20 protein-coding genes are annotated in these 25,931 nt (G+C 35.2%); 7 read left to right on the top strand and 13 right to left on the bottom strand.

Annotation, left to right across the window (positions count from 1 at the left end; translation table 11 throughout):
• Positions 1-24 precede the first annotated feature (24 nt).
• Both BMX49_RS00325 and BMX49_RS00320 read left to right on the top strand, forming a co-directional pair.
• Positions 25-1,365 carry an MBOAT family O-acyltransferase gene (locus BMX49_RS00325; protein ID WP_170166241.1) on the top strand — a complete coding sequence of 447 codons (1,341 nt, stop codon included), beginning with the start codon at positions 25-27 and terminating at the stop codon, positions 1,363-1,365.
• Positions 1,352-2,299: a hypothetical protein gene (locus BMX49_RS00320; protein WP_034717624.1), complete on the top strand. Its 948-nt coding sequence runs from the start codon at positions 1,352-1,354 to the stop codon at positions 2,297-2,299. The genes BMX49_RS00325 and BMX49_RS00320 overlap by 14 nt, the downstream gene beginning before the upstream one ends.
• Here BMX49_RS00320 and BMX49_RS00315 read toward each other — a convergent pair.
• The 13 genes from BMX49_RS00315 to BMX49_RS00255 form a co-directional block, all read right to left on the bottom strand.
• A complete protein-coding gene (locus tag BMX49_RS00315; protein WP_034717622.1) occupies positions 2,291-3,232 on the bottom strand; it encodes a glycosyltransferase family 2 protein in 942 nt (313 codons plus the stop codon). The genes BMX49_RS00320 and BMX49_RS00315 overlap by 9 nt on opposite strands.
• A complete protein-coding gene (locus BMX49_RS00310) occupies positions 3,233-4,237 on the bottom strand; it encodes an acyltransferase family protein (protein WP_034717621.1) in 1,005 nt (334 codons plus the stop codon).
• Positions 4,238-4,241: 4 nt separating this feature from the next.
• The gene (locus tag BMX49_RS00305) at positions 4,242-5,174 is read right to left on the bottom strand and encodes a glycosyltransferase family 2 protein (RefSeq protein ID WP_246005094.1); all 933 of its coding nucleotides are present in this window, start codon (positions 5,172-5,174) and stop codon (positions 4,242-4,244) included.
• Between the two features lie 9 nt (positions 5,175-5,183).
• The gene (gene asnB / locus BMX49_RS00300) at positions 5,184-6,980 is read right to left on the bottom strand and encodes an asparagine synthase (glutamine-hydrolyzing) (RefSeq protein ID WP_034717618.1); all 1,797 of its coding nucleotides are present in this window, start codon (positions 6,978-6,980) and stop codon (positions 5,184-5,186) included.
• Between the two features lie 3 nt (positions 6,981-6,983).
• On the bottom strand, positions 6,984-7,904 hold the full coding sequence (locus tag BMX49_RS00295) for a glycosyltransferase family 2 protein (protein ID WP_034717616.1): 921 nt from the start codon (positions 7,902-7,904) through the stop codon (positions 6,984-6,986).
• Positions 7,905-8,720 (bottom strand): glycosyltransferase, encoded by an 816-nt coding sequence (locus BMX49_RS00290; RefSeq protein ID WP_034717614.1) that lies wholly within the window; start codon positions 8,718-8,720, stop codon positions 7,905-7,907.
• A gap of 22 nt (positions 8,721-8,742) precedes the next feature.
• On the bottom strand, positions 8,743-9,648 hold the full coding sequence (locus BMX49_RS00285) for a glycosyltransferase (protein WP_051803615.1): 906 nt from the start codon (positions 9,646-9,648) through the stop codon (positions 8,743-8,745).
• The gene (locus tag BMX49_RS00280) at positions 9,648-10,502 is read right to left on the bottom strand and encodes a glycosyltransferase family 2 protein (RefSeq protein ID WP_074726695.1); all 855 of its coding nucleotides are present in this window, start codon (positions 10,500-10,502) and stop codon (positions 9,648-9,650) included. Before BMX49_RS00280 ends, BMX49_RS00285 begins: the two co-directional genes overlap by 1 nt.
• Before the next feature lie 17 nt (positions 10,503-10,519).
• Positions 10,520-11,416, bottom strand: a complete 897-nt coding sequence (locus BMX49_RS00275; protein ID WP_034717613.1) for a glycosyltransferase family 2 protein — start codon at positions 11,414-11,416, stop codon at positions 10,520-10,522.
• Positions 11,417-11,645: 229 nt separating this feature from the next.
• Entirely contained in the window at positions 11,646-12,899 is a 1,254-nt protein-coding gene (locus tag BMX49_RS00270) for an ABC transporter ATP-binding protein (RefSeq protein WP_034717612.1), read from the bottom strand.
• 105 nt (positions 12,900-13,004) lie between these two features.
• Positions 13,005-13,853 (bottom strand): ABC transporter permease, encoded by an 849-nt coding sequence (locus BMX49_RS00265; RefSeq protein WP_034717611.1) that lies wholly within the window; start codon positions 13,851-13,853, stop codon positions 13,005-13,007.
• Between the two features lie 35 nt (positions 13,854-13,888).
• A complete protein-coding gene (locus tag BMX49_RS00260) occupies positions 13,889-14,866 on the bottom strand; it encodes a hypothetical protein (RefSeq protein WP_034717609.1) in 978 nt (325 codons plus the stop codon).
• Positions 14,867-14,897: 31 nt separating this feature from the next.
• The gene (locus BMX49_RS00255) at positions 14,898-16,208 is read right to left on the bottom strand and encodes a UDP-glucose dehydrogenase family protein (protein WP_034720980.1); all 1,311 of its coding nucleotides are present in this window, start codon (positions 16,206-16,208) and stop codon (positions 14,898-14,900) included.
• A gap of 189 nt (positions 16,209-16,397) precedes the next feature.
• Between BMX49_RS00255 and rimP the strand changes: the two genes are divergently transcribed.
• The 5 genes from rimP to BMX49_RS00230 all read left to right on the top strand — a co-directional run bounded on the left by rimP (position 16,398) and on the right by BMX49_RS00230 (position 25,906).
• On the top strand, positions 16,398-16,865 hold the full coding sequence (gene rimP, locus BMX49_RS00250) for a ribosome assembly cofactor RimP (protein WP_034717607.1): 468 nt from the start codon (positions 16,398-16,400) through the stop codon (positions 16,863-16,865).
• 105 nt (positions 16,866-16,970) lie between these two features.
• Positions 16,971-18,218, top strand: a complete 1,248-nt coding sequence (gene nusA / locus BMX49_RS00245; protein WP_034717606.1) for a transcription termination factor NusA — start codon at positions 16,971-16,973, stop codon at positions 18,216-18,218.
• A gap of 74 nt (positions 18,219-18,292) precedes the next feature.
• The gene (gene infB, locus BMX49_RS00240) at positions 18,293-21,154 is read left to right on the top strand and encodes a translation initiation factor IF-2 (protein ID WP_034717604.1); all 2,862 of its coding nucleotides are present in this window, start codon (positions 18,293-18,295) and stop codon (positions 21,152-21,154) included.
• A 290-nt stretch (positions 21,155-21,444) separates the two neighbouring features.
• A complete protein-coding gene (locus BMX49_RS00235; protein WP_034717601.1) occupies positions 21,445-24,384 on the top strand; it encodes a SusC/RagA family TonB-linked outer membrane protein in 2,940 nt (979 codons plus the stop codon).
• 10 nt (positions 24,385-24,394) lie between these two features.
• Positions 24,395-25,906: a RagB/SusD family nutrient uptake outer membrane protein gene (locus BMX49_RS00230; protein WP_034717599.1), complete on the top strand. Its 1,512-nt coding sequence runs from the start codon at positions 24,395-24,397 to the stop codon at positions 25,904-25,906.
• Positions 25,907-25,931 lie beyond the last annotated feature (25 nt).

Genomic DNA, 25,931 nt, shown 5'->3' with positions numbered 1-25,931 from the left:
AAAAACGCAACCTTACAAAATGCGGTGTTACTTTTAGGAGGCATTATTTTTTACTTTTCGTGGAGTCCGCAGTTTTTAGTTTTACTTTTAGTCACCATTGCAGCTACCTTCTTCATCAGTAAAAAATTGATCGCAGCAAATGATTCTTCCCGAAAATGGTGGAGCAGACTGGGTATTTTGGTGGTTTTGCTGCAGTTGCTTTACTTCAAATATTTCAATTTTTTTATTGAGAACGTACACGATTTTCTTCAGCAGTTCGGTTTTGAAACCCAGAAGAATATTTTGGCGATTATTTTGCCTATCGGAATCAGTTTTTATTCCTTTCGAATGATCGGATATTTGTTGGATGTACGAAATAAAAAGATCAAAGAAATCCCAACTTTGCTCGAGTATTCTGTCTTTGTTTCTTTTTTTCCAACCATGATTTCTGGGCCAATTGACCGCGCTTTACCATTCGTGAAACAGATTAAAATGAAGCGCGATTTTTCCTCTGAAAGTTTCAGCGATGGTCTTCGACAAATATTATGGGGTTTATTTAAAAAATTGGTTGTCGCAGACAGTATTGCAACAATTACAAATCCAATGTTTGAAACCTATTCCACCTTAAATGGCAGTGCTTTGCTAATTGGTTCAATGCTTTATTTCGTGCAGCTTTATGCAGATTTTTCCGGCTATTCTGATATGGCGATAGGATTTTCGAAAATGCTGGGAATTAATGTTCAACTCAACTTTAAATTTCCCTTATTTGCGCAGAACGTTGCAGATTTTTGGCGGAAATGGCATATTTCATTAACTTCCTGGCTAACTGATTTTGTGTTTACGCCTTTGTCCATTCAATTTAGAGACTTTGGGAAATGGGGTTTGATTTTGGCCATCATCATCAATTTTCTCCTCATTGGATTTTGGCACGGCGCAGAATGGCATTACGTAGTTTTCGGACTGGTAAATGGTTTAATGTATGTTCCCTTAATTCTTAGAGGAAAATTAGGAAAAAAAGTAAAAACCGCCGTCGGATTAGTACCAACGTTTTTGGAAGCTAAAAATATCGCAATCACATTTTTAAGTTTTTCTTTGATCATGATTTTATTTGCGGTAAAAGATCTTACAATGGCAGGAGAATTTTACCAAAGAATATTTTCTTTAAGTCTTTTTGAAATCCCAAATTTTCCTTTTCAAAAAGAAGTCGCAGTTCTTATTTTTTTGATGATTGCTTTAGAGTGGATTACAAGACATCAGGAATTTGCGCTGGAATTTTTTTTAAAACGCAAACCGCGATTGGTAAGATGGGGATTTTATTATGCGTTGGTTTTTCTGATTTTTCTCTTTTATATTGCACCAAAAGGATATATTTATGCACAGTTTTAGAAAATCAATTTTAAAATTATCCCTGTTTTCGGTACTTCCGTTATTGGTAATTGGCTACGCAATTTTTCTCACCGGAAAGCAAACGGATGATTTCTACAAAAGATTTATTTCAAAGCAGCAACATTCTTTAATTTTGGGTAGTTCGCGCGGTTCTGGGATCAATCCTGCAATCTTAGACCAAATCATTCAATTAAAACATCCTAACGTTAAATTTTATAATTACGCATTTACTTGGGGACATTCGCCTTATGGTCCAAAATATTTAGAATCGATTCAAAAGAAACTTGATCCAAAAACCAAAGACGGAATTTTCGTGGTGATCGTTGAACCTACTGCTTTAATGGTTACTCGTTCAAAACCAGATTCTCCGCAATATTATTTTGAAAATGATAAATCGGTTGCTAAAACCAGTTTTGTAAACATAAATCCTAATCTGGAATATTTGATGGAGAGTTATGATTATTCTCTCACGCGAGCTTTAAATTTAAAAATACTTCCTCCGAACAATCCGATGGCAGAAGTTGAAGTTTTAGATAATGGAAAGATGGAGGTAAAAATGATCAAGGATTATTCTCCGGAAAAACGCGCTGAAGAAAATAAACGGAAAATGGCGGAATTTCAAAAAAGAATCGAGGATTTAAAATGGTCCGAAAAGAGATTGAAATATTTGGGTGAAACCATCACGTTTTTGCAAAAATATGGTAAAGTAATCTTGCTAAGAATGCCGATAAATAGAGTTCCTTATCAAATAGAAGAAAGCGCAGTTCCATTTTTCGACTCTAAAATGGAGGAATTATCGGCTCAATATAAAGTGAATTACACCAATTTTAATCGCACTCCGAACGACTATAAATGCATTGATGAGGTTCATTTAAGCAATCAGTCAATGACAGAATTTTCCAGAGAATTAGGAGAAAAAATAGTTTCAGAATAAGTCTTTCCGAAAATTAATATTGTATAATCCAGAACGTATACTTTTAAAATCGGTCGTCAAATATTTCGCGATCATTCCCCATTTTTTTAGGAAAGGTGCCTTGGCAATTTCATAACTTCGGTACATTCTATTGATATGAATTTTGATGTCATCTGGAACTGATTCCTCGTTTTCTGACCAATCTCTCATTTCTTTCCAAAGCATCACTTTCGAAATGGAGGGTTTTACTTTTCCCGCGTCAACTTGTGTAATTCTATTGTTTTCATGTACACCACGATTAGCGATTGCTTTGTTCAAAATTCCTGGATAAAGATTTAAATAATAAGAAAGCCGAAATAAAAATTCTGTGTCTTGATGAAGCCTTAAATGCGTTTTCATCATGGGTGAAAGTTTTTGATCTAATGGTAATTTTCGGATCGTTAATGCATCAATACTGAACAAACCAAAACTTCCTAACATTCCTAATTGTCCCCGAAATACGTCCTTCGGTAAATGTTTTTTATAAACGGTTGTCAATCGGTCTCCGAAAATTTGATAATACTGTTTTTTCGCTTTGTCGGAATAATAATTAACGCCGATTGCTCCATAAACTCCCTCAACATCTGGATTTTTAAACAATTCTTTTTCTGCTTCGAAACGGTTTGGTAAATAATAATCATCTGCATCTAAAAAAGCGATAAAATCTCCAGTCGCTTTTTCTAAGGCCAGATTTCTACTCGCTCCAGCTCCGTGATTTCCTTTGTCAGGATGTTGAAAAAGTTTTACACGGTCATATTTTTCTGCCAATTTTTTGCAAACATCCAAGGCTTTGTCGGGAGATTGATCTTCCACCAAAATAATTTCGAAAACTTCGTCGAACTGTAAAGCAGATTCTACGGCTTTGGTAATATATTTTTCGGCGTTATAAACCGGGGTGATGACGGAAATTTTCATTTAAATCTGAAATTTTATTTTTAGATAATTAGTGAACCTTTTCTCGACAACGTAGTGAAAAAACGCTGCAACTCCTATGACTAAAATTAACTTTAAAAATATATAAAGAATATTAAGATAGCCTTCAATCTTAAAATGACGGAAAAACATTTCCACAAACGGATGAGAAAGATACAAAGAGTAGGAAATGTCTCCAAGAAAAACAAAAAATCTGTTTCCTTTTAGCTGAAAATTAAAATCTAAAATTAAGAAAGAAAGTACAAAAAAAGTGATGATAATTAAGGAAACAAGCTCCCCGATTTCAATATTTTGACGGAAGAAATAAAAAGAAAAAAGTAAAATTCCACCGGTGCAAATGGACAAAGCTGCTTTTCTCGACAGCTTAAGTTTCTGTAAAACCAGCGCTAAAATAATTCCAGAAATAAAATAAAAATTAAGGAAATCAGTCGCCATTTTGTAGAATGCATTCTCACATTTGAAGAATAATCCGATAAGATAACTCAGAATAAAAAACCCGATAATAAAGAAATAACGGTTTTCCTTAAATAATAAAGAGATCCCAAAAATTAAATAAAAAAACATTTCATAATTTAGAGACCAACCTAAATAAAGCACCGGAAATGTATCTTTTTGAGGTAGAAAAAGTATCGAATGTATAAATCTATCCAACAGATCTCCGGAAAAATAAGTGAAAAAAGTACCGCCAATAATCATCCAGCCTAAGGTTAGCAAATAATACAAAGGCACAATTCTGATGATGCGCTTTTTATAAAAAGAGGTAACCGATTTTTTTATACTGCGTTCTTTAGAAAATAATAAATTTTTTGTCGTAAAAGTCATGATGAAACCGCTAATAACGAAAAAGATCGGAACACCAATACTTCCTTTACTAAACAAGATTTCTCCCAATTTTAAATGATTAAAGTTGATGCTTTCCCGAAAGTGATAAAAGCAAACCAATAATGCAGAAATGCCCCGTAAAATTTGCAGATTATTGAGTCTCATAAAATTATCTTTTCAAAAAAGTAAAGCGATATCTCGTTTTTAAAATTTTCGGATTAAACAGTATGGAAATTGCTAAATCGACATATTTTGAAATTCCTTTTTTGGTTGATAATTCAAATGATTTTTTGCGTAACTGAATATGGTTCAAGTATTTTCTCTCCACATTTTTATCTTTTGACCAATTGTGGATGGAATCCCAAAGCAAAAATTGCCGTCGATTATATTTTTCGGAATAGATTTCAATCTTCGTAATGCGGTTGTCATTATGAACTCCGCGTATTGAAACCGCCTCCGTAATTGAGCCACTTTTTAAATAACACAGAAAAGAAAGTTTGATGATAAAATCACTGTCCTGATGAATTCGCAAGTTTTCATTAAATTTTAAATGATTTTTTCGCAGACTTTCGGCACGTATCGTCAATGCGATCAATGAAAAAAAAGTTCCAAAATTTTGATCCAACCCCAATAAACCATAGAAAACCTCCTTTCCTTCCGCATTTTTTTTTACGGTTGTTAAGTTGGTGTTTTTAAATTTTTTCTCAAATTCTTCTTTGCCCTTTTTCGTTAGAAATTCTGTTCCAATCGCACCGAAAACACCTTCGATTTTTTCATTTTTAAAGAGAATTTTTTCTGCTTCGAAACGGTTGGGTAAATAATAATCATCTGCATCTAAAAAAGCGATAAATTCTTGGGTGGCATTTTCTAAACCTACATTACGGCTTGCTCCAGCTCCGTGATTTCCGAAATCAGGATGCTGAAATAATTTGATTTTTGGATTTCCCGAAGCAAGTTTTTTGCAAAGATTTAGAGAGTCATCTTTTGATCGATCTTCTATTAAAATAATTTCCTGTACTTCCTCGAATTGAAGTGCAGAATCGACCGCCTTCTTTAAAAAAGCTTCTGCATTATAAACTGGAATGATGACGGAAATTTTCAAAATAATTCTTTAAATATATTGTTTATAATTTTCTGCCCATAAAGCTAACTGCAGTAGATTCCAGTGTTTTTTATCTTTATTTAAAAATTTTTGTGCGGCGGAGAAATTGACCAGTCTATAAATGGCTGAATCCTTGTTTTTCAATAAATTATCTGATAGTGAAATCATACTTTCCTCTTCAAACCAAGTTTCCACAGAAGATCCAAATCCCTGTTTTCCTCGATTTTGAATATTTTCAGTCCAGTAATTTTTCATAGTTTCCCGTAAAATAATTTTATCCTGCGTAGAATCCAGTTTTAAATTTTCTGGCAATTGAATACAAAATTCTGCAAAATCTTTATCTAAAAATGGCGTCCGAACTTCCAAAGAATTTGCCATCGCCATTCGGTCAGATTTTACGAGCATATTTCCGGGAACATATTTCTCCAGATCGGTTCGCATTATGTCATTCAGAGAATCAGGATCTGCAATAAAACTATATTCCTGATGATATTTTGAGCGAATCCCTAAACTTTTTATTTCCTTTGGAGTGAAATAATTCCGCACCGTATTTTGATGAAAATCCAGAATATTTTTGTGCGCAATATTTTGCCGTGTGAGATAAGAGGTTTCCTTGAATTTGCCAAATTGCTGTAAGCCAAACTTGAGTAAAATATTTCCGTAACTGAAATGGTTTCGCAGTTTTTGTTCTACCGTGTAAAAGTTATAACCCCCGAAAAGTTCATCCCCAACGTCGCCGCCTAAAACCACTTTCAGATGTCTTGCTGCTGCCTGGCAAATTTTGAACTGCGGCGTATAACTCATATCCGCAAAAGGGTCATCAAAATAGGGTGAAATCCTTAATAAATCCGCGGCGATATCTCCACGATTTTCATGAATTTCAATATGATTCGTTTCGTATTTCTGGGCTATTTCTTCGGCAAATTTGAGTTCACTATTTTCGCCCGAATATCCAAAACTGAGCGTTGTTTGCTTGGGTTTAAATTCGTTAACCATGGCTACAATCGTGGAGGAATCCAAACCACCACTTAAAAAACTTCCGACTTCTACATCGGCGACGAGCTGTTTTTTCACTGCATTTTTTAGAAGATGGCTGAACTCTTCTTTAGCATCGTGAAGATTAATTTGCACGTTTTTTTTTGGAATGCTATAATATCTTTTCACTTCAACCTTACCTTTGGAATAGGTTAAGTAGTGAGCTGGCGGAAGGGTGTAAATGTTGGAGTAGATACTCTGGTAAGTATTGACATAGCCATATTGCAAGAAATGAAAGAGTGCTTCTTGATTCACTTTTGGAACAATTAATCCAGAGGCTAAAAGTGCTTTAATTTCTGAGGCGAATATAAATTCGCCATTTTTTCCTATGGCGTAATAAAAGGGTTTTTCTCCGAACCGATCTTTGGCGCAAAAAAGCTCCTGCTTTTCTTCATTCCAAATTGCAAAAGCAAACATGCCAGGAAGCTGAGCTAATAACTCCTTACCAACGGATTGATACATTGCCAAAATAACTTCCGTGTCAGAAGTGCCGCGATAGGGGTAATCAGCATATTTTTTCTTTAAATCAAGATATCCATAAATTTCGCCGTTCAGAACGATACATTCATTTTTGGTATTTGAAAACATAGGCTGTTTGCCAGTTTCGGATAAATCGATAATTGATAACCGCCGATGTCCTAAAGCTGCATTTTTCAAAAATTCGTGATGAGCCGTGTCGGGACCACGATGTGCGATTGCATTGGTCATTTTCTGAATTTCTTCAGGATAATTTTTAGCGTTAGGCGCAATTATTCCGGCTATTCCGCACATAATTTATAAATTTAAAAAAGTAGAACCTACTTGGCTGACTTGTGTTTTGAGTTTTTCTAAATCCAAAGATTCAGACTTTATTTTTTTATACTTGCTGGTCAGCTCTTTTACCAAATTGATATTTCCTTTTAAAAAATTCTTGGCTCTGCTTAACTGTAACGATTGCAGTTCTTTCTTTAAACCATTCTTATAGGTTGGGTCTAGAATTTTGATTTCCAAAGAATTGTTTTGATATCTCTGATAATCTACTTTTCCTAACTCTTGTTTTCCGTCATGAACAGCCTTACTGTTGGGACAAAGCAGGATTTTTTTTCCATGAAAAGTCAGTCGGTTAACATATTCATTGTCTTCGCCATAGTGAAAAAAGTAAGGATTAAAGCCACCCACTTTTTCAATCGTATCTCTTGGAATAAACCAGTGAGCAGCATTAATAAAACTGATTTCATAGTAATTTTTTACTGAATTCAGGTACAGGTCTGAAATCATTCTGGTTTCAAAATTTTGGGAAATGTACTTGTCCAGAAATAGATCGAGATTTTTTTCGCTTCCGTCTAAATGCATTGGGCTGAGAATTCCTATTTCTTGTTTCTGACCGTAATCATTATAAACGTTTAGTAATTGTTCTACAGAATCGTCATAAATCCAGGCGTCCTGATTCATGAGATAAAAAAAATCTGCCCCTTTTTTATAGGCGATTTCAATACCTAGATTATTGGCTTTGCCAAAACCCATATTTTCTGGTGATTGAATCAATTCAACTTCTGGAAACTGAGTTTTAAGGTAATCTTGAGTTCCATCTGTTGAACTATTATCCACCACAATAACCTGCACAGGAATAGATGATTTTCCCAAACTCGAAAAACATCTCTCCGCCCATTTCATGGCATTATAAGTGACTATGATAAAGTGTATTTTTGCCTCCATTTATTTTTTAGGTAAAAGCTTTCTCAAAAGTCTCCATTTTCGTTTCATATTAAAAAAAATGGCTTCAGATTTCGATATTTGGAACTCATCTTCTTTCGCAATTCCATAGTTACAAAATTTCAGGTCAATAATCCTTTCGGCATTTTTCTCACTACTATTCACTAGATTGTTGGTATGAATATACTGAATAAATCTTGGCTCAGAATCAAAAGCGGTGTAATTTTTATAATTTCGGTATTTTAAATGTTCTTCTTTCAACACAGTTCTAAAACTGTTTTTATCTTCCACCAAACTTACAAAGGGATTCGAAACCATGTAAAATAAATTGATGAAAGCTTTGTTTTCTGCAGTTTTTGTCAATTGTAAACCTCTTTTTAGGTCAATAACAAAATCATGTTTAGGCTCAAATTTCTGCTGAACAGTTTCTATAAATTCCCGATGCAAGAAATCGTCATTATCGAGATCTGTTGAAATTAGGAACTGTGTATTTTCTTCAAAAAATGATGGAATTATTTCAAGCGCTTTTCGATGCATTTCCTCAAAATCATGTACAAAAAACGGTTGAAATAAAGAAAATTCTTTCTGGGTCTTTTCGATTTCGAGTTTGTACTTTCGGGGGGTATTTACGTCAAAAAAAACAAGCCAGATAAAGTTTTTGTTGGATTGATTTTCAAAAGAAGGCAAACAATACTTCTGAAAAATTTCGAAACGATCTTTTAGCCACTCTTCACTCAACGGTTTTGAGCCGCCACGCGTTTCTGTCCAGACCGAAGTTGGAACGTTAAAGCGAGTGGTTATGATATGAATGAAATTCATTTTTTTATTGGAATAGTATATTTTATTTGAAATTTGTTAATTTGTAGTAATAATTTAGTTTTAATTTAATATAGAGCCGCTTCCAAACAGTGAATTGATCCAAATAATCATTGTAGTATTTTGTCACTATAATTTTGTATTCATCTATCAATCCTTTTTTTAAATCAAAATTTGATACAATAATTTTAATATAATCGATGGATTTAATTTTAGCATAAAGATCTTCAGCGGAAATACGCTCCTTCTCTTTTTTTAATTTAAAACCTATATTTTGATCATCATGTATTCTGTACAGACCTAATTTCTCATCGAGGATAAATAGGGTATTTTCTTTTAGAGATTTAATCACTAGCTCGAAGTCATGAATCAATAGATTGTTTAATTTTTTTAAAGGTAAATAGTCCATTTTCGCTTTCTTAGAGAGGACCATTGCCATCCCTGGGAAAATATTGCCTTTGAATAAAACTATTTTTAGAATTTGCTCATTACTTTGTTTAGGCTCAAATGAATGTTGTTTCCAATAATTTTTTTCAGACTCCATATCTAATAAAAGGCTGAAATTATGGCAAAGAACTTTTGTTTTGATATTATCAGAAAACACTTGCTTTACTCTAGCCACTTTGTTTTTATGCCAAATATCATCCTGATCACAAAGGAAAATTAAGTCTTTTGCACAGAGTGAAATTGCTTTCTCGAAATTCCGAACATAACCCAAGTTTTCGTCATTGAAAAAAAGACGGAAAAGTTTAGGGAATTGAGCTTGGTATTCTTTTAACAAAAGAGGTGTTCCATCAGTAGAACCATCATCACAAATTATAATTTCGTCCACAGGAGTTTCCTGAGCCAAAATACTTTCAAGTTGCTCCGTTAGATATTTTTCTCCATTATAAGTGCAAATAGCTACCGATATAGTTGTTATATATGACATTATTTTAAAAGTCGTTTAAGAAAAAAATAGTATTTCAGAACTTTTGTGTTTTGCAACTGTCGAATATAATTTTTTTGATCTAGATTGTTGTTATTAAGTAAAAAAATTGTGTTGTTTAATTTTTCAAATAGTAAATTTTTTATACTGACGTCGTTGTTTTTATAAATGTATCTATTTGCAAATCGAATATTTTCGTAAACAAGTTTGAAATTTTTGCTTAAACTATTTGGGTTGTGTCTATAATAGGCCAAATAGTCGTTGATAAGTTGATATGAAATGTTCTCCTGTTTGAAAAGATCAATCCAGAAAACCCAATCTTCCTTGGCCTTTAATTGTTCATTAAAATGAATGTTTACAATACTGGTCTTTTTGAAAATTGGACAATGAATAGGAATATTGAAATCCACATCCCATCGCAAAATAAGATTCTCTACGTTAATCGGATATTGCATGATATCACTAAAAGGTGGACTTAATGAATTTTCATAAAACATTTTAAAATTGCTGACCACTAATTTACAATGATCGTCTATTAAAAGAACTGATTTTTGAAATTTTTCTGGATGAATAAAATCGTCGCAGTCTAAAAATTGAATCCAATCTCCATTGCTTTTTTCTAAACCATAATTTCTTGCAGAAGAGAGTCCTCCATTTTTTTTATAAAAATACTTGAACCTTTTGTCTTTTTGCTCCCAAACTTTACAAAGATCTTCGGTGACATCTGTGCTTCCATCATTGACCATCATGCACTCCCAGTTTGAATAACTTTGATTCATAATGGACTGTAAACATTCATTCAAAAATTCAGATTGATTGTAACAGGGAACGATGACAGAGATTAATGGTGAGTTCATGCGATTAAAAAAAGTGCTTATATGTATTTTGATGTTGCCCGATAGATCATAGGTGGAATGCCATATCGAATAGCAAACACTAATCTCTTTATATTATAAGGATAAGAACGGTATAATTCTAATAAATCGTTAGGGATCTTCTGCTTGAGGAGATATTGTTTCTGAACAAAACTATTAATTCTATTTTTTACAATTCCTGTTTTATCGAACATCATTTGAAGCATTAATGTTTCTAAGAATATTCTTTCTGCTTTTGTTTTAGATATGTTATTAGCGTGTAATCTATAGTAGGACAGTTTTTCGGGAACGTAGGCAAATGAGTGATTCTCATTGATTTTGAGCCACCGATAATAATCTTCCACTAAATATTCAGCATTATATTCGCCAGTTTCTTTTAAGACTTGCGTTCGCATCAAAACGGTTAGAGCTGCAATCTTGTTTCCTTGTAATAATTCTTTTTTAAATTCATCGGCAGGTAAATTCCCCCATTTATTATAGTCTGCGATGTCTGGTTGAAGATTTGAGATCTCATCAATACAAAAGGTGTCAGTGAAAACAAGGCCATAATCAAATCCTTTCTCTTCAAGACAGTTGACGCATTTTTCAATACTTTCAGGATGCAGAAAATCATCAGCGGCTATTAATTTTATATATTCCCCTTCGCAAAGTGCAATGCATTCATTTAAAACGCTTGCTAAACCCGTATTAGTTGTATGATAATTTTTTTTTGCGCTTATATTATAATTTTGTAGCCAATGATTAAATTGGTTAATCGAATCATCCTGAGAAGCGTCGTCCGCCACAACGAGTTCCCAGTTCAAATACGTTTGATTTTTTAAAGAGTCTAAAACTTGCGTAATATATTTCGCTTGATTATAAGAGACAACAACTATACTTACTAATGGTTTTACCATGCTAGAATTTATTAATAATATACGTTACATTTTCACCTAGACTTTCTAAAGTAAATTTATTTCAATTCAAATCTTCTGGTGTTTTCTTGAAAGTGTATTAACAACTTTCAATAAAATATTCTTCCTTAAGATTACACATTTTACATCTATGCAATTTCATCCAAAAACATATAAAAGATTGGAATACAAATATTACCTAAAATTTAGAAATGAATTCCTTCAAATGATTTCACCAAATTTTATAATCAAATTTAGGTCTAACCACTCCAGGCAAAGTATTCGTATTTGAACCTATTTTAATGTTTTCAACTTCAAAGGAGATTATATTATCACAAGAAAATAAATTGACGCGCTGATTTTGACCGAAGATAATTTTAAAATAATAATTACCAGCATTCAGAAACTGAGCGGGTATTTCAAAATTCACCTCATAATATTTCTTCTGAGAATCATTGTTTTTACTGACCAATGCGCCAGTATGAAAAACTACAACCTCCTCATAAGTTCGCAGTTCAAAAGTAACATCTAATGTGATATTTGGTAAATTATTAAAAAATTTCAGTTTTACATGTACACCAGAATCAATATCGATTATTCTTCCTATGCACGGGCTCGCTGAAAACTCCGTAATTCTGATATTGTCATTTCCCATTGCCGTTTCTAATTCGCCTTCATGAACATAACTGGATTTGGTCAAACTATTCCGCTGATATTCGATGACGGATTCTTCAACACCGCCAGAATAGACTAATCTTCCCTGATCAAGTAGAATGCCTGTTGTACAAAGTTCTTTCACCGCTGTTAAATTATGACTCACAAACAAAACCGTCCTCCCTTCTCCCTTACTCACATCACCCATCTTACCCAAACATTTTTTCTGAAACTCAGCGTCACCAACGGCCAGAACTTCATCCACAATCAATATTTCGGATTCTAAATGTGCCGCAACAGCAAATGCCAAACGAACATACATTCCAGATGAATATCTTTTTACCGGAGTATCAATGTATCTTTCTACTCCAGAGAAATCTACAATTTCATCAAATTTACGTTTGATCTCTTTTCTGCTCATTCCCAAGATAGCTCCATTCAAATAAATGTTTTCGCGGCCTGTCATTTCAGGATGAAAACCAGTTCCGACTTCTAATAAGGAAGCAATTCGTCCGTTGGTGTAAATTTTACCGGTAGTTGGTTTTGTTACCTTACTTAATAATTTTAAAAGTGTTGATTTTCCAGCGCCATTTCTGCCGATAATGCCAACTGCATCGCCTTGCTCAATCTCGAAATTAATATCTTGCAGCGACCAAACGTATTCACTTTCTGCTTTTGAGGAGCGGTCGTTGGCTTCTCCAATTTTTAAATAAGGATCTTCTTTTCCACGAACTTGATGCCAAAATCGATTCAGATCATGCGAAAGCGTGCCTGTTCCAACTTGACCAAGTCGATATTGTTTTGATATGTTTTCTGCCTTTAATGCCAGCATCTTATTTTCTTTAATAAATTTTTTAAAACTATTTGTGTAGCGCTATTTTATTTTCAACTATCAACTATCAACTATCAACTATCAACTATCTACTATCAACCACCATTAAACCGTATCCATAAAACTTTTTTCCACTTTGTTAAAGGTTACTGTTCCAATGATCAACAGTGCAATAATAATTCCAGTGCTGATAAGCAGCATCTCTGCTGAAAATTCTCCCTGGCCCATCCAGCCATATTTGAAGCATTCAAAAATTCCGGTAAGTGGATTGTAATAAGCCAGTTTTTTCCAAACACCAGTGATTGAAGAAACCGGATAAATAACGGGTGTCGCATACATCATTAAACTCACCCCGAAAGTGAGAAGCATTTGTAGATCACGGTATTTCGTTGTCAAGGCTGAAAAAATCATCCCGACTCCTAAGGCAAAAATAGCCATTAGTACAATTAAAAACGGAGTGGCCAGAATCCATATGTTTGGCTCAATTTCACCTTTCGAAAAATAAAAAATCCAGACTGCTAAGAAAAGGGTAAACTGAACGGCAAATTTCATGAGATTTGAAATAACAATCGTAATCGGCATGACCAACCGTGGGAAATAAACTTTACCAAATATAGAAGCGTTGGCTGTGAAAATATTAGAGGTTCCAGTTAGGCAGGATGAGAAATAATTCCAAAGCGTAATTCCGGAAAGATAAAATAAAACTTGTGGAATACCGTCAGTCGATAATTTGGCAATGTTTCCGAAAACAAACACAAATACAATTGTCGTAAAAATAGGATTAATGAAGAACCAAAGTGGACCTAAAATAGTTTGCTTAAATCCTGAAACAAAATCCCGTTTTACAAACATGTAAACCAAGTCTTTGTATCGCCAGACTTCTTTTAATTTAAGGTCGAAAAGAGAATGGTTGGATTCAATGGTTTCCGTCCACTGTTGTTGAGGTTCGCTCATTTGTGTAAATAAATTTTGATCAAAATTAACATAAATTAATGAATTTTTGAGAATTCAATTTTAGTTAACAAAAGAGAAGTGATAAAGAGCGGCATATACAAACGAATTTCATAAAGGATTCCAGTGTAAAAACACAGTAGTATATAAGGAAAGGATAATAAATGAAATAATAGAATATGCTTCATCGGCTTTCTATCTTTCGCCAGTATTATAGTAAAAGCGAAAAACACCAGCCAAAATAAAATTCCTAAAATATTTTTAGGCTGGGTGAAATTTTGAATTAATAAATTTCCATCATTGGTAGTGAAGGTTTCAGACGTTAATCTCAAACCGAAATAAACTCCTAAAAATACAATTCCCAAAACAATAATCGGAATAATTGTTTCTTTTTTGAGACCGAATTTTGTGTACAATAAGGTTGCAGCCAACGAAAGTGATAAGGCTGACGATTCCCTGTTTAAAGTGGAAACGAGAATAACGATACTTAAAATAATCAACTTTAAACTAGATGGCTTCTTTAAATAAGATAGTAGTAGATAAAAGAAAAGCAACAAGAAGAAGTAACTGGAAACATCGTACGGAACTACGACAAATGTCGACAGACCTATGCTGAATAAAGCGACTGCGATTATTAATATCTTTTCTGAATAGGTGGCCGAAAAACTTTTCAGTTCAGTGATAAGAACTAGCATGATTGCAGAAAGAAGGATGAAAATCGTATTTAAAATATAGAACGATAAATACATCTGTGGTTCCGAATCCTCGCTCACAAATTTTAATTTGAAAATTTCATAATCAATATTCAAAAAGGATAGAAACTCGTAAACGGCAACTAACAAGTAGCCACTTAAAATGCGATACTGGTAAATCCCGGCCTGAAACTGTTCTTGAAAATTAGCGTAATTTAAAATCGTAGAGGAATAGATATTGGCAAATCCAAAATACACAAAACTATTGACGGTAAATGCCAATAATACTGCAAAAATAATTTTTGAAAGTAAATTTATTTTCAATGCGGCTGTTTTAGTTACGAGGTCTGCAAAATTAATTTAATGTTTTTCTACCGATAGACTTGTAGAAAAATCCTTTATCTTCAACTTGCTCTAAGGCAAACATATTTCGTCCGTCGAAGATTGCTTTGGTTTTCATTTTTTCCGCCATCAATTCAAAATTAGGATTTTTAAATTCACTCCATTCTGTGGCAATCAATAGACAGTCTGCATCTTCTAGAGCGGAATACATGTCTTTCGCGTAAGAGATTTGATCACCCAGAATTTGACGAGCATTTTCTTCTGCAATAGTGTCGAAAGCAGTAATGCTTGCGCCTTTTTCCAAAAGAATTTTGATATTGTCCAAAGAAGACGCTTCCCTCATATCATCCGTATTAGCTTTAAAGGCTAAACCCCAAAGTGCTATTTTCTTTCCTTTTAAATCTCCTTTAAAATATTGTTCTATTTCTGAAATTAGAATTGTTTTCTGAGCTTGATTCACCTCTTCCGTCGCTTCTAAAATCTGAAAATCAAATCCTTCCTGCTTTCCAGATCGAATTAAAGCTTTCACATCTTTCGGGAAACAACTTCCGCCGTAACCGATTCCAGGAAAAAGAAAACGGTGGCCGATTCGGTCGTCAGAACCCATTCCTAAACGAACTTTATCAACATCAGCACCGACTTTTTCGCAGTAATTCGCAATCTCATTCATAAAGGTAATCTTTACGGCAAGAAAAGAATTGGCTGCGTACTTGGTTAATTCAGACGATTTCTCATCCATGAAAATAATTGGAATTCCGATATTGGTAAAGGGCTGATAAATTTTTGCCATGATTTCCTGAGCTTTCTCCGACTCACTGCCAACTATGACTCGCGCAGGATTCATCGAATCATCAATCGCGAAACCTTCCCGTAAAAATTCTGGATTAGAAACAACATCAAACGGGACATCTGTTTTTGCCGCAATCGTTTTTCGCACGATCTCGGCTGTTCCCACTGGAACAGTAGATTTATTAACGATGACTTTATAATCCGTAATCAAATCACCAATTTGGTTGGCTACCGAAATAACATAAGAAAGATCTGCTGAACCGTCTTCGCCAGGCGGAGTCGGCAACGCAAGATAAATAACTTCACTTTTTTCGAGTGCTTCTTTAAGATCAGTGGTGAAAAATAAACGTTGTGCTTGAATATTTCGAAGGAAAATTTCTTCTAGACCTGGTTCATAAATAGGGACGATTCCTTTCTTCATGCGTTCTACTTTTTTTGCATCGATATCAACACAATAAACCGTGTTGCCCAATTCTGCTAAAGTAGTTCCGGTAACCAACCCGACATAGCCTGTTCCAACGATTGTAATATTCACAATTAGAGTTTTTTTATTCTGGCAAATATAGGAATTAATCATTTGTAGGACTGTTTATTACTCTTTCAATAAAATGTAATTATTTTGTCATTTTATTAATATTGTGTATATTTGCCACGGATTTACGGAAATTATAATGAAAAGGCCTTCGGAAGAATGCCTTTTTTCGTAAGAGAATTTTAGTAAGATATGGAATTTAAAGAGCACATACAGCAATTATTAAACGAGTTTTTAGCAGAAAGAGAAGATCTTTTTTTAATCGATATTAAATTTTCTGCTGCAGATCATATTCGGGTAATTCTTGATGGTGACGATGGAGTTTCTCTTCAAGATTGTCTGGATGCGAGTCGTGCGATTGAATTCAATATGGATCGCGATGAACATGATTTCTCGATGGAAGTGATGAGCGCTGGATTAAGCGAGCCGCTTAAATCACCAAGGCAGTATCGAAAGAATGTTGGAAGATCACTCGAGTTATTAATGAACGATGCTTCAGAGATTGAAGGTGAATTGATTAATGTGGAAGAGGATAAAATTACTTTAGTTTTAAAATACCGTAAACCGAAAGACATAGGAAAGGGAAAAGTAGATGTTGTTGAAGAAAGAGAAATCCCGTATTCCGATATTAAAAAAGCACTCGTTGCAATAAAGTTCTAAGACAAAAGAGTGATAATTTAGTATTAGGCACTCTTTTATGATAAATTGAATTAAATTTAAAGTGTAAAAACTTTATATTTCGAACCTTAAACAAAACATATATTAATGGACGGTTTAGCATTGATTGAAGCATTTGGCGATTTCAAAGAAGACAAAAACATCAGCAAGATAGATCTGATGGCGATTATCGAAGACTCATTGAAAACTTTACTAAGAAAAAGGTTTGATTCTGATGATCATTTTGACGTTATCGTAAATCCTGATAAAGGAGATTTTCAGATATTTTTAAATAAAGAAATTGTAGCAGACGAAATGTCTGAGGACGATGACTTAGAAATTGAAATTTCTGAAGCAAAAAAAATAGATCCAACTTTCGAAATTGGGGATGATTTTTCCGTAGAAATTCCGATTGAACAATTAGGAAGAAGAAGCATTTTGACGCTGAAACAAATTTTAGCGACTAAACTTCAGGAACATAATAACGCCGTTCTTTACGATCAGTTCCGAGATAAAATCGGAGAAATCGTTATGGGAGAAGTTCATCATATTCGTCACAAACATGTTATTTTGTTGGATGATGACGACAATGAATTCATCATGCCCAAGGAAAATCAGATTCCTTCTGACTTTTTCAAAAAAGGAGAAAGCATTCGTGCGATTGTAGAGAGTGTTGATTTTAAAGGAGCTAAACCTCAGATTATTGTTTCCAGAACTTCACCAAGATTTTTGGAGAAATTACTGGAAATGGAGATTCCAGAAATCCAAGATGGTACGATTATTTTGAAAAAAGTAGTTCGTATTCCAGGTGAAAAAGCGAAGATCGCGGTTGATGCTTATGATGACAGAATTGATCCTGTTGGAGCTTGTGTTGGAGTGAAAGGTTCTAGAATCCACGGCGTGGTAAGAGAATTGAAAAACGAAAACATCGACGTTATACAGTGGTCAAAAAATCCTGAAATTATGGTAAAACGTGCTTTAGGAAACATCACCATTAACAAAATCGAAATCAACGAAGAAACAAACTACGCCTTGGTTTACACGCCGGTAGAAGAAATTTCTAGAGTGATTGGTAAGCAAGGTCAAAACATCAGATTAGCTTCTTGGCTAAGCGGTTATGATATCGATGTTTATAGAGAAGCGAGTGAAGATGATGATGTTGAATTAAGAGAATTCGTAGGAACTGAAGAAGGTGATATCGAACAGTGGATAATTGATGAGTTCCGTAAAGTTGGTTTGAATACTGCGAAAAGTATTTTAGATAAAGAAACAGAGGCGCTCTTAAGCATAACTGATCTGGAAGAAGAAACCATCGCAGAGGTAAAACGTATCCTGAAAGAGGAGTTAGAAGATTAAGTTTTTCTAGAAACTATATTTAAAGTTAAAATAGGTTAACTTTGCCAAAATTAAAATAAAAGTATAAAGTATACATGCCAAAAATTAGATTAAACAAAGCAGTTAAGGAATTTAATATTTCGATGACGAGGCTGGTAGAATTTCTACATGCCAAGGGAATCGAGGTAGAAAGCAATCCGAACGCTCAATTGGACGAATCGGCATATTCTGCATTAGAAGCTGAGTTCCGCAAAGACGGGGAACAAAGAAAGGCTTCTCATGAGGTAGTGATCGCTAAAGTTCCGGAAGAAAAACTGGAAATCGAGCCATCGCAACCTGAGGTAATAAGAGCCAGATCAAGTCAAAGACCCGAAACGAGAATTTTGGGTAAAATAGACTTAGATCAAAAGAAATCTGAAGTGAAAGCAGAGCAACCAGCTCCGCCAGCTGAAGAGCCCAAACCAGTAGTTGAAGCAACTCCTGTTGTTGAAAAAGCAACTGCTCCTGAAAAGCAGGAATTCAAAGTTTTAGACAAAATTGATTTATCGAAAATCGAAGGCAATAAGCCGAGATCTTCGAAAAAAGATCAGTCCAAAACTACCGAACCTGTTGCTGAAAAAGCACCTGTACCAACAATAGAGGAAGTAGCTGTTGCAGCTGCACCAGTCTCAACTCCTGCTCCAGAAGCTGAAGCTCCGAAAACGGAAGAAGCTCCTGAGTCTGACAAAATTGAAACGGTATACAAGCAGTTACAAGGGGTGAAAATCCTAAAACAAACTGTTGATTTATCACAGTTTAATAAACCAAAACCTTCTGCAAATTCAGCTGCAGCTAAGAAGAAAAGAAAGCGTATTGAGAAGCCAAATCCTGCGGGTGGAGCTGCTCAAGGCAATCGCCCTCCTGGTCCGGGTCAAGGTAATCGTCCTCCTGGTCCTGGTCAAGGCAATCGCCCGCCTGGTCAAGGTGGTGGTGGAAACCGACCTGGTTATCAAGGTGGCGGTGGTGCGAATAGAGGCCCTGTAAGAAGAGGTCCTGTAATGCCAGTTGAATTGACGGACGAGCAAGTTAAAAATCAAATTAAGGAAACTTTAGAAAAACTGACAAGCAAGGCCGGTAAAAATAAAGGTGCCAAATATAGAAAAGAGAAAAGAGTTTACAGAAGAGAACAGGATGAGCGTCAAGATGAAATTGATGCAGCTGACAGAACTCTTAAAGTAACCGAGTTTATTACCGTTGGGGAATTAGCATCATTAATGAATGTTAGTCCTACTGAAGTAATTTCTGCTTGTTTCTCCTTGGGAGTAATGGTAACCATGAATCAGCGTTTAGAAGCTGACACTTTGTTACTTGTAGCCGATGAATTCGGATATTCTATTGAATTCTCTGATGCTGATGTTGAAGAATCTGCCCTAGAAGAAGATACCGATACTGCCGAGGATTTAGAATTCAGAGCGCCGATCGTTACCGTAATGGGTCACGTGGATCACGGTAAAACTTCCCTCCTGGATTATATTAGAAAAACAAATGTGATCGCCGGTGAATCTGGTGGAATTACACAGCACATTGGTGCTTATAATGTGAAGTTGGAAGACGGTCAAAGAATTACATTCTTAGATACGCCAGGTCACGAGGCATTTACGGCGATGAGAGCCAGAGGGGCGCAGATTACCGATATTGCAATTATCGTAATCGCAGCTGATGATGATGTGATGCCTCAAACTAAAGAAGCAATTTCTCACGCACAAGCTGCCGGAGTTCCAATGATTATTGCTATTAATAAAGTAGATAAGCCGAACTCTAACCCAGATAATATTCGTCAACAACTGTCAGCAATGAATGTTTTGGTTGAAGAATGGGGCGGTAGCGTACAGTCGCAAGAAGTATCTGCCAAGTTTGGTAACAATATGGACACCTTATTGGAGAAAGTATTGCTGCAAGCTGAATTATTAGATTTAAAAGCCAATCCAGATAAAAATGCAAGTGGTGTTGTAATCGAAGCCTCTTTAGATAAAGGTCGTGGTTACATTTCAACCATTCTTGTACAAGCAGGAACCTTAAAAGTTGGAGATTATATTCTAGCCGGTAAAAATCACGGTAAAGTGAAAGCTTTACTTGATGAACGAGGAAAATCAATGAACGAAGCTGGACCTTCAATTCCAGTTACGGTCTTAGGATTAGATGGCGCACCAACTGCTGGAGATCGTTTCAGAGTATTTGCAGATGAAAGAGAAGCGAAAACAATTGCAACCAAAAGAGAGCAATTGCAACGCGAGCAGTCTGTAAGAACGAAGAAACACTTGACGCTAGATGAAATCGGACGAAGAATTGCTCTGGGTGATTTCAAAGAATTAAACATTATCCTTAAAGGGGACGTGGATGGTTCCGTGGAAGCATTATCTGATCAACTTCAAAAATTATCTACCGAAGAAATCAGTGTGAAAATTATTCACCAAGGTGTCGGTCAGATTACCGAGTCAGATGTATTGTTAGCAGCAGCTTCAGATGCAATTATGATCGGGTTTAATGTTAGAGCCGGTGTTAATGCAAAAGAGTTAGCCGACAAAGAAGAAATAGAAATCAGAACTTATTCTATCATCTATGCCGCTATCGATGAGGTTAAAGAAGCGATGGAAGGAATGCTTTCGCCAGAAATTAAGGAACAGGTCATCGGTAACGTAGAAATCCGTGAGGTATTTAAAATCTCAAAAATCGGTACTATTGCAGGATGTATGGTTCTTACTGGAAAAGTGACGCGAAACTCAAAAATTCGGCTGTTGCGCGATGGTATTGTGAAATTCGATGGAGAGCTGGAAAGTTTGAAACGTTTCAAAGACGATGCGAAAGAAGTTACCAAAGGCTACGAATGTGGTTTGAATATTAAAGGCTACAATGATATTGAAGCTGGCGACATTTTAGAAGTCTATGAAGTGATTTCGGTGAAGAAAAAACTAAAGTAAATCTTCAAATATTATAAATAACCTGCTATTTAGCAGGTTATTTTTGTTTTACTCTTTTGTAATCATTCTAAATAACGTTTTTAAAATTATGTTTTTAATTAGGATGGTGGGATATTCATTTGATAATTTGCATGGTTTAAGGTTTTATACTCTTATTTCTATGTATACTACTATTAGCTTTTGGTAATATATCAATAAAAGATGAGCTCTAATAGCTAGCACACAAATTCACATTGTGTATGTTAACTTTTATTAACATATTTGCGAATTAAATATTAAAATGTGTTAATATGAAAGTGAAATTAAGAATTTTAACCGCAGGTGTATTGTTTTTTACAGGGCAGGCGGTACTAGCGCAAAAAGATACAACCAAAGTTCAGAACATTGAAGAGGTTGTAGTTGTTGCGTATGGTGTTCAGAAGAAATCTACATTAACTGGAGCAAACGTTCAGGTTAGTGCAAAGCAAATCGAAGAACGTCCAATCTCCAACGTGCTTTCTGCATTAGATGGTGCTGGAGCGGGTATTCAAATTGCTTCGGGATCAGGACAACCAGGAGACGGACCTACCATCAGAATTAGAGGAACAGGTTCAATTCTTGCAAGTAACGAACCACTCATCGTTGTAGACGGAGTTCCTTTTCCAGGAAACCTAAATTCAATTAATCCAAATGACATCGAAAGCTTAAACGTTCTGAAAGATGCGGCTTCTACCTCATTGTACGGATCTTCGGCAGCGAATGGTGTTATTTTAGTCACAACTAAAAAAGGAAAAAAGAACTCTACAAGAGTCACTTTAAATAGCAGTACTGGGATTATCAGCAGATTTATTGAAGAATATGATCGTGTTGGACCCGCTGACTATTATCCTTTAGCTTGGGAGGCGATGAGAAATGGAAGAGTTACTTCTAAAAAAGGTAGTGAAACTTTAGCAGCTTCTAATGCTTGGGCTAGCGGCGTTTTAATTAAGGATAACTTAAAAACCAATGTTTATAATGTGCCAGATGATCAATTGGTAGTAAATGGAGTTTTAAATCCTAACGCACAATTGAAATATAACGATTTTGACTGGGCAGATGCTGTGATAGGTGTTGGTCTAAGAAACGAACATAATCTAAGTTTCTCGGGCGGATCTGATAAGAGTACCTTCTATAGCTCTTTGAGTTATATGAAAGAAGAAGGATACGTAATTAAGTCTGATTTCGAAAGAATTGGTCTTCGTTTAAATGCGGACTCACAAGTTAAATCTTGGTTGAAGGTAGGAACAAGTTTAAGCGGTACAATTTCAAGCGGTGAAAACGCAGTTGATGGAGTAGATAGCAACGCAAGTTTTATCAATCCTTACCGTTGGACCAGAACAATGGGACCGATTTACAGTGTATATCAGCATGACCCAGTTACTGGTGAGAGATTGTATGGTGAAGACGGTAGCGTTCTTTATGATTCAGGTGGAATGAGAGGATCAAGTGCAGCTTCAGGCCGTAACGTTGTTTGGGAAACTCTTTTAAACAAAAACACTACGAACACTTACAGTATGCAAAGTAATTCATTTTTAGAAATGAAGTTGCTTCCTGAATTAACTTTCAGAACAAACGTAGCGTATAACTTTAGTGGCTCATTAAATAAGACTTATGGCAATAAGCTTATTGGTGATGCCTTGGGAATTGGATCTGCCTCAAGAACTACTTACTTCAGACGTGATTTTACTTGGAATCAAATCTTAACTTACGATAAATCATTTGGTGATCATAACTTCACTTTGCTTGCTGGTCATGAAAACTCAGAATACAAGTATGACTATGTATATGGCTCCAAAAGAAATCAGATTTTAGATGATCAATATGAATTCGAAAACTTTGTTGATAACTCTAGTATAAGTTCATATTTTAGAAGAAGAAGTAAAGAAGGATATTTTGGTCGTTTGAATTATGATTTCCAGGAGAAATATTTGTTAGAAGGATCAATCCGCTGGGATGCCTCTTCTCGATTTTCGTCTGATACAAGATGGCAATCTTTCTGGTCTGCAGGTGCAGGTTGGGTAATCTCTAAAGAAAATTTTCTTGCTAATTCAAAATATATCAACTTCCTGAAATTGAGAGGTTCTTATGGTGAAGTAGGGAATGATGGTTTAGATACTTTCTATTCTTATAGGTCTCTTTATGAATTAGGATATAATAACGGAACTGAACCTGGTACACTTTTAACTAAAATTGCAGATCCTATTGTCAGTTGGGAGACAAAAGCACAATCTGATTTGGCTTTAGAATTTGAGTTATTTGACAGAAGAATTAAAGGTACATTCGAATATTATATTTCCGAAACCAAAGATCTGCTTCTTGGCAGTAAAAAAACTCTAACAGGAGGTATTAATAATAATGAAATCGAAACCAACATTGGTTCGATGGTTAATAAAGGATACGAGATTACGATTTCTGCAGATGTTATCAGAAATGAAAATGTAAAGTGGAATGTTACAGGTTATGGAACTAGTTATAAAAATGAGGTCACTAAGTTAGAAGAACCTTATATTAATGGAACTAAAAAATTATCAGAAGGAAAAGATATTTACGCATTCTGGTTAAGATCTTGGGCAGGAGTTGATGCTACAGACGGGCAAGCGCTTTTCTTGCTAGATGCAGAAAAAGCAGGTGCAACGCCAGCTGATAAGCTTGACGAAAGAACAGTGAATGGTCAATCTGTAACAACGAATCAAAATAAAGCATTGTACGAATACCATGGTTCAGCAATTCCTGATTTCTTCGGTAACGTTTCAACCACTTTAAATGTTAAAAACTGGGAACTTTCTGCAGCATTTAACTATCAATTTGGAGGGAAAATTTATGACAGTAATTATGCAAATCTAATGGATGCTTACGCCCAAGGTGGTGCTCTTCATACTGATATTTTAAACAGATGGACGACTCCTGGACAAATTACAGACGTGCCAGTTCTTAACTCTTCTTACGTTACAGGTCCAGCTGCAGCTTCATCTAGATGGTTGGTAGACGCAAGTTATGTGATGCTTAGAAACGCAAGTATCGGATATAACTTTAATAAAGATGTGGTAAAAACTGTCGGGGTAAATAGCTTAAAACTATTTGTCAGTGGTGAAAACCTTTGGATGAGCAGCAAGAGAAAAGGTTTGGAGCCTTATGCAAACTTTGCTGGTACAACCCAGAACAGATATAGTCCATCTAGAATTATTACCTTTGGTTTAAGTACAACTTTTTAAAATTACAGAAATGAAATTTATCAATAAAAAAACAATTCTTTTTGCTGCAGCCTCAGTAGTATTGAGTATGACCGCGTCATGCGAAAGAGATTATTTGAATGAGGATCCTACCGATTCGGTTAGTGAAACCACTATTAACGGCACAGTAGCAAACTTGTCCACCGTAATCAACGGAATGCATCGTAATATGTACCGTAGACATAACTCCAGTCAGGGACAAGGTGGTACAATTGGTATCATGATCTATATGGATGTTATGGGTGAGGATTTGATCTTTCCTGCAACTGGCCCAAACTGGTTTGTAAGTACCATCAGATGGCAAGATAACGATAACGCTAGTTCGCGTAACTTGTTCTATCCTTATGATTTTTATTATGAGCAGATCAGAATGGCGAATGGTATCCTAATTAATGCGCCCACAGCAGCAGGTGATCAAGCTGATAAAGATCGATTGATGGGGGAAGCGTATGCCTTCCGTGCCCTTAGCTATTTTATGCTGAATCAGATTTATGCTAAAAGATATGTTCCTGGAGCAGCCAATAGTCAGATGGGAATGCCATTAAGATTAGATACCGCTTTTGATCCGATTCCACGTAATACAGTAGAAGAAAATTATGCAGTGATCAACGATGATTTGATGAAGGCTTTTACCCTTTTAAGTGGTAAAACCAGAAGCAATAAGTCGCATTTTAATACGAATGTTGTTAAAGGTTTGATGGCTAGGGTTGCCTTAACTCAAGGGAAATTTCCTGAAGCTGCACTTTACGCTAAAGAAGCAAGAGCTGGTTTCCCTTTAATGAGCAATGCCACTTATAAAGCTGGATTTAACACCTATTCAAATGGTGAGTGGATGTGGGGTTACAACCCGATCGATGCAACAACGGATTATTTTGCGAATTATATGGCTTATATGTCTAGAAACTATAACTCCTCACAAATACGTCAAGCTCCGAAAGTGGTTAACAAATTGTTGTTTGATAAGTTTCCTGCAACGGACGTAAGAACGCAAGTAATTGATCCAACAGGAAAACACCTGTCGCTTAACTTGCCGGCTAACTACAGTAAGTTTCCTTATACTTCTCAAAAGTATTTGTCTACAGATTCTCAGGGAGCTATCAATAGTAGCGTAAGTTTAGGTGACATCCCAATGATGAGAGCTGCTGAATTGTATTTGATTGAAGCCGAAGCTTTGGCTAAAGATAACAAAGAAGCACAATCTAAAATTGTGTTTACTGAGTTTGAAAAGAATAGAAATCCAGCTTACGTTTCATCTGTTAAAACAGGTCAAGCCTATATTGATGAAGTTCTTACAAGCAGAAGATTAGAGCTTTGGGGTGAAGGTTTTAGATTTTTAGACTTAAAGAGACAGAATTTACCTTTAGACAGAACCGGAACTAACGTTTCTTCAGTTGTGAATAATAACTTAGATACTGTACCAGCCGGAGATAAAAGATGGACTTGGTTAATCCCACAAGATGAGATTAACGCTTCTCAAGGAATAGTTAAACAAAATGACCTTTAAACTTTAGTATAAAAGTTAAAAAGTG

Origin of the sequence: Kaistella antarctica (assembly GCF_900109615.1) — a bacterium.
Lineage (GTDB): Bacteria > Bacteroidota > Bacteroidia > Flavobacteriales > Weeksellaceae > Kaistella > Kaistella antarctica.
The sequence above is the reverse complement of the archived record's forward strand: the minus strand, read 5'-3'. Positions and strand labels throughout refer to the sequence as shown.

Coding starts and splice junctions, on each gene's coding strand:
- BMX49_RS00230 (WP_034717599.1), top strand. CDS start 24,395: ATGAAATTTATCAATAAAAAAACAATTCTTTTTGCTGCAGCCTCAGTA.
- BMX49_RS00265 (WP_034717611.1), bottom strand. CDS start 13,853: ATGAGCGAACCTCAACAACAGTGGACGGAAACCATTGAATCCAACCAT.
- nusA (WP_034717606.1), top strand. CDS start 16,971: ATGGACGGTTTAGCATTGATTGAAGCATTTGGCGATTTCAAAGAAGAC.
- BMX49_RS00320 (WP_034717624.1), top strand. CDS start 1,352: ATGCACAGTTTTAGAAAATCAATTTTAAAATTATCCCTGTTTTCGGTA.
- BMX49_RS00275 (WP_034717613.1), bottom strand. CDS start 11,416: ATGGTAAAACCATTAGTAAGTATAGTTGTTGTCTCTTATAATCAAGCG.
- BMX49_RS00290 (WP_034717614.1), bottom strand. CDS start 8,720: ATGAATTTCATTCATATCATAACCACTCGCTTTAACGTTCCAACTTCG.
- asnB (WP_034717618.1), bottom strand. CDS start 6,980: ATGTGCGGAATAGCCGGAATAATTGCGCCTAACGCTAAAAATTATCCT.
- BMX49_RS00310 (WP_034717621.1), bottom strand. CDS start 4,237: ATGAGACTCAATAATCTGCAAATTTTACGGGGCATTTCTGCATTATTG.
- BMX49_RS00285 (WP_051803615.1), bottom strand. CDS start 9,648: ATGTCATATATAACAACTATATCGGTAGCTATTTGCACTTATAATGGA.
- BMX49_RS00315 (WP_034717622.1), bottom strand. CDS start 3,232: ATGAAAATTTCCGTCATCACCCCGGTTTATAACGCCGAAAAATATATT.
- BMX49_RS00295 (WP_034717616.1), bottom strand. CDS start 7,904: ATGGAGGCAAAAATACACTTTATCATAGTCACTTATAATGCCATGAAA.
- BMX49_RS00270 (WP_034717612.1), bottom strand. CDS start 12,899: ATGCTGGCATTAAAGGCAGAAAACATATCAAAACAATATCGACTTGGT.
- rimP (WP_034717607.1), top strand. CDS start 16,398: ATGGAATTTAAAGAGCACATACAGCAATTATTAAACGAGTTTTTAGCA.
- BMX49_RS00280 (WP_074726695.1), bottom strand. CDS start 10,502: ATGAACTCACCATTAATCTCTGTCATCGTTCCCTGTTACAATCAATCT.
- BMX49_RS00235 (WP_034717601.1), top strand. CDS start 21,445: ATGAAAGTGAAATTAAGAATTTTAACCGCAGGTGTATTGTTTTTTACA.
- infB (WP_034717604.1), top strand. CDS start 18,293: ATGCCAAAAATTAGATTAAACAAAGCAGTTAAGGAATTTAATATTTCG.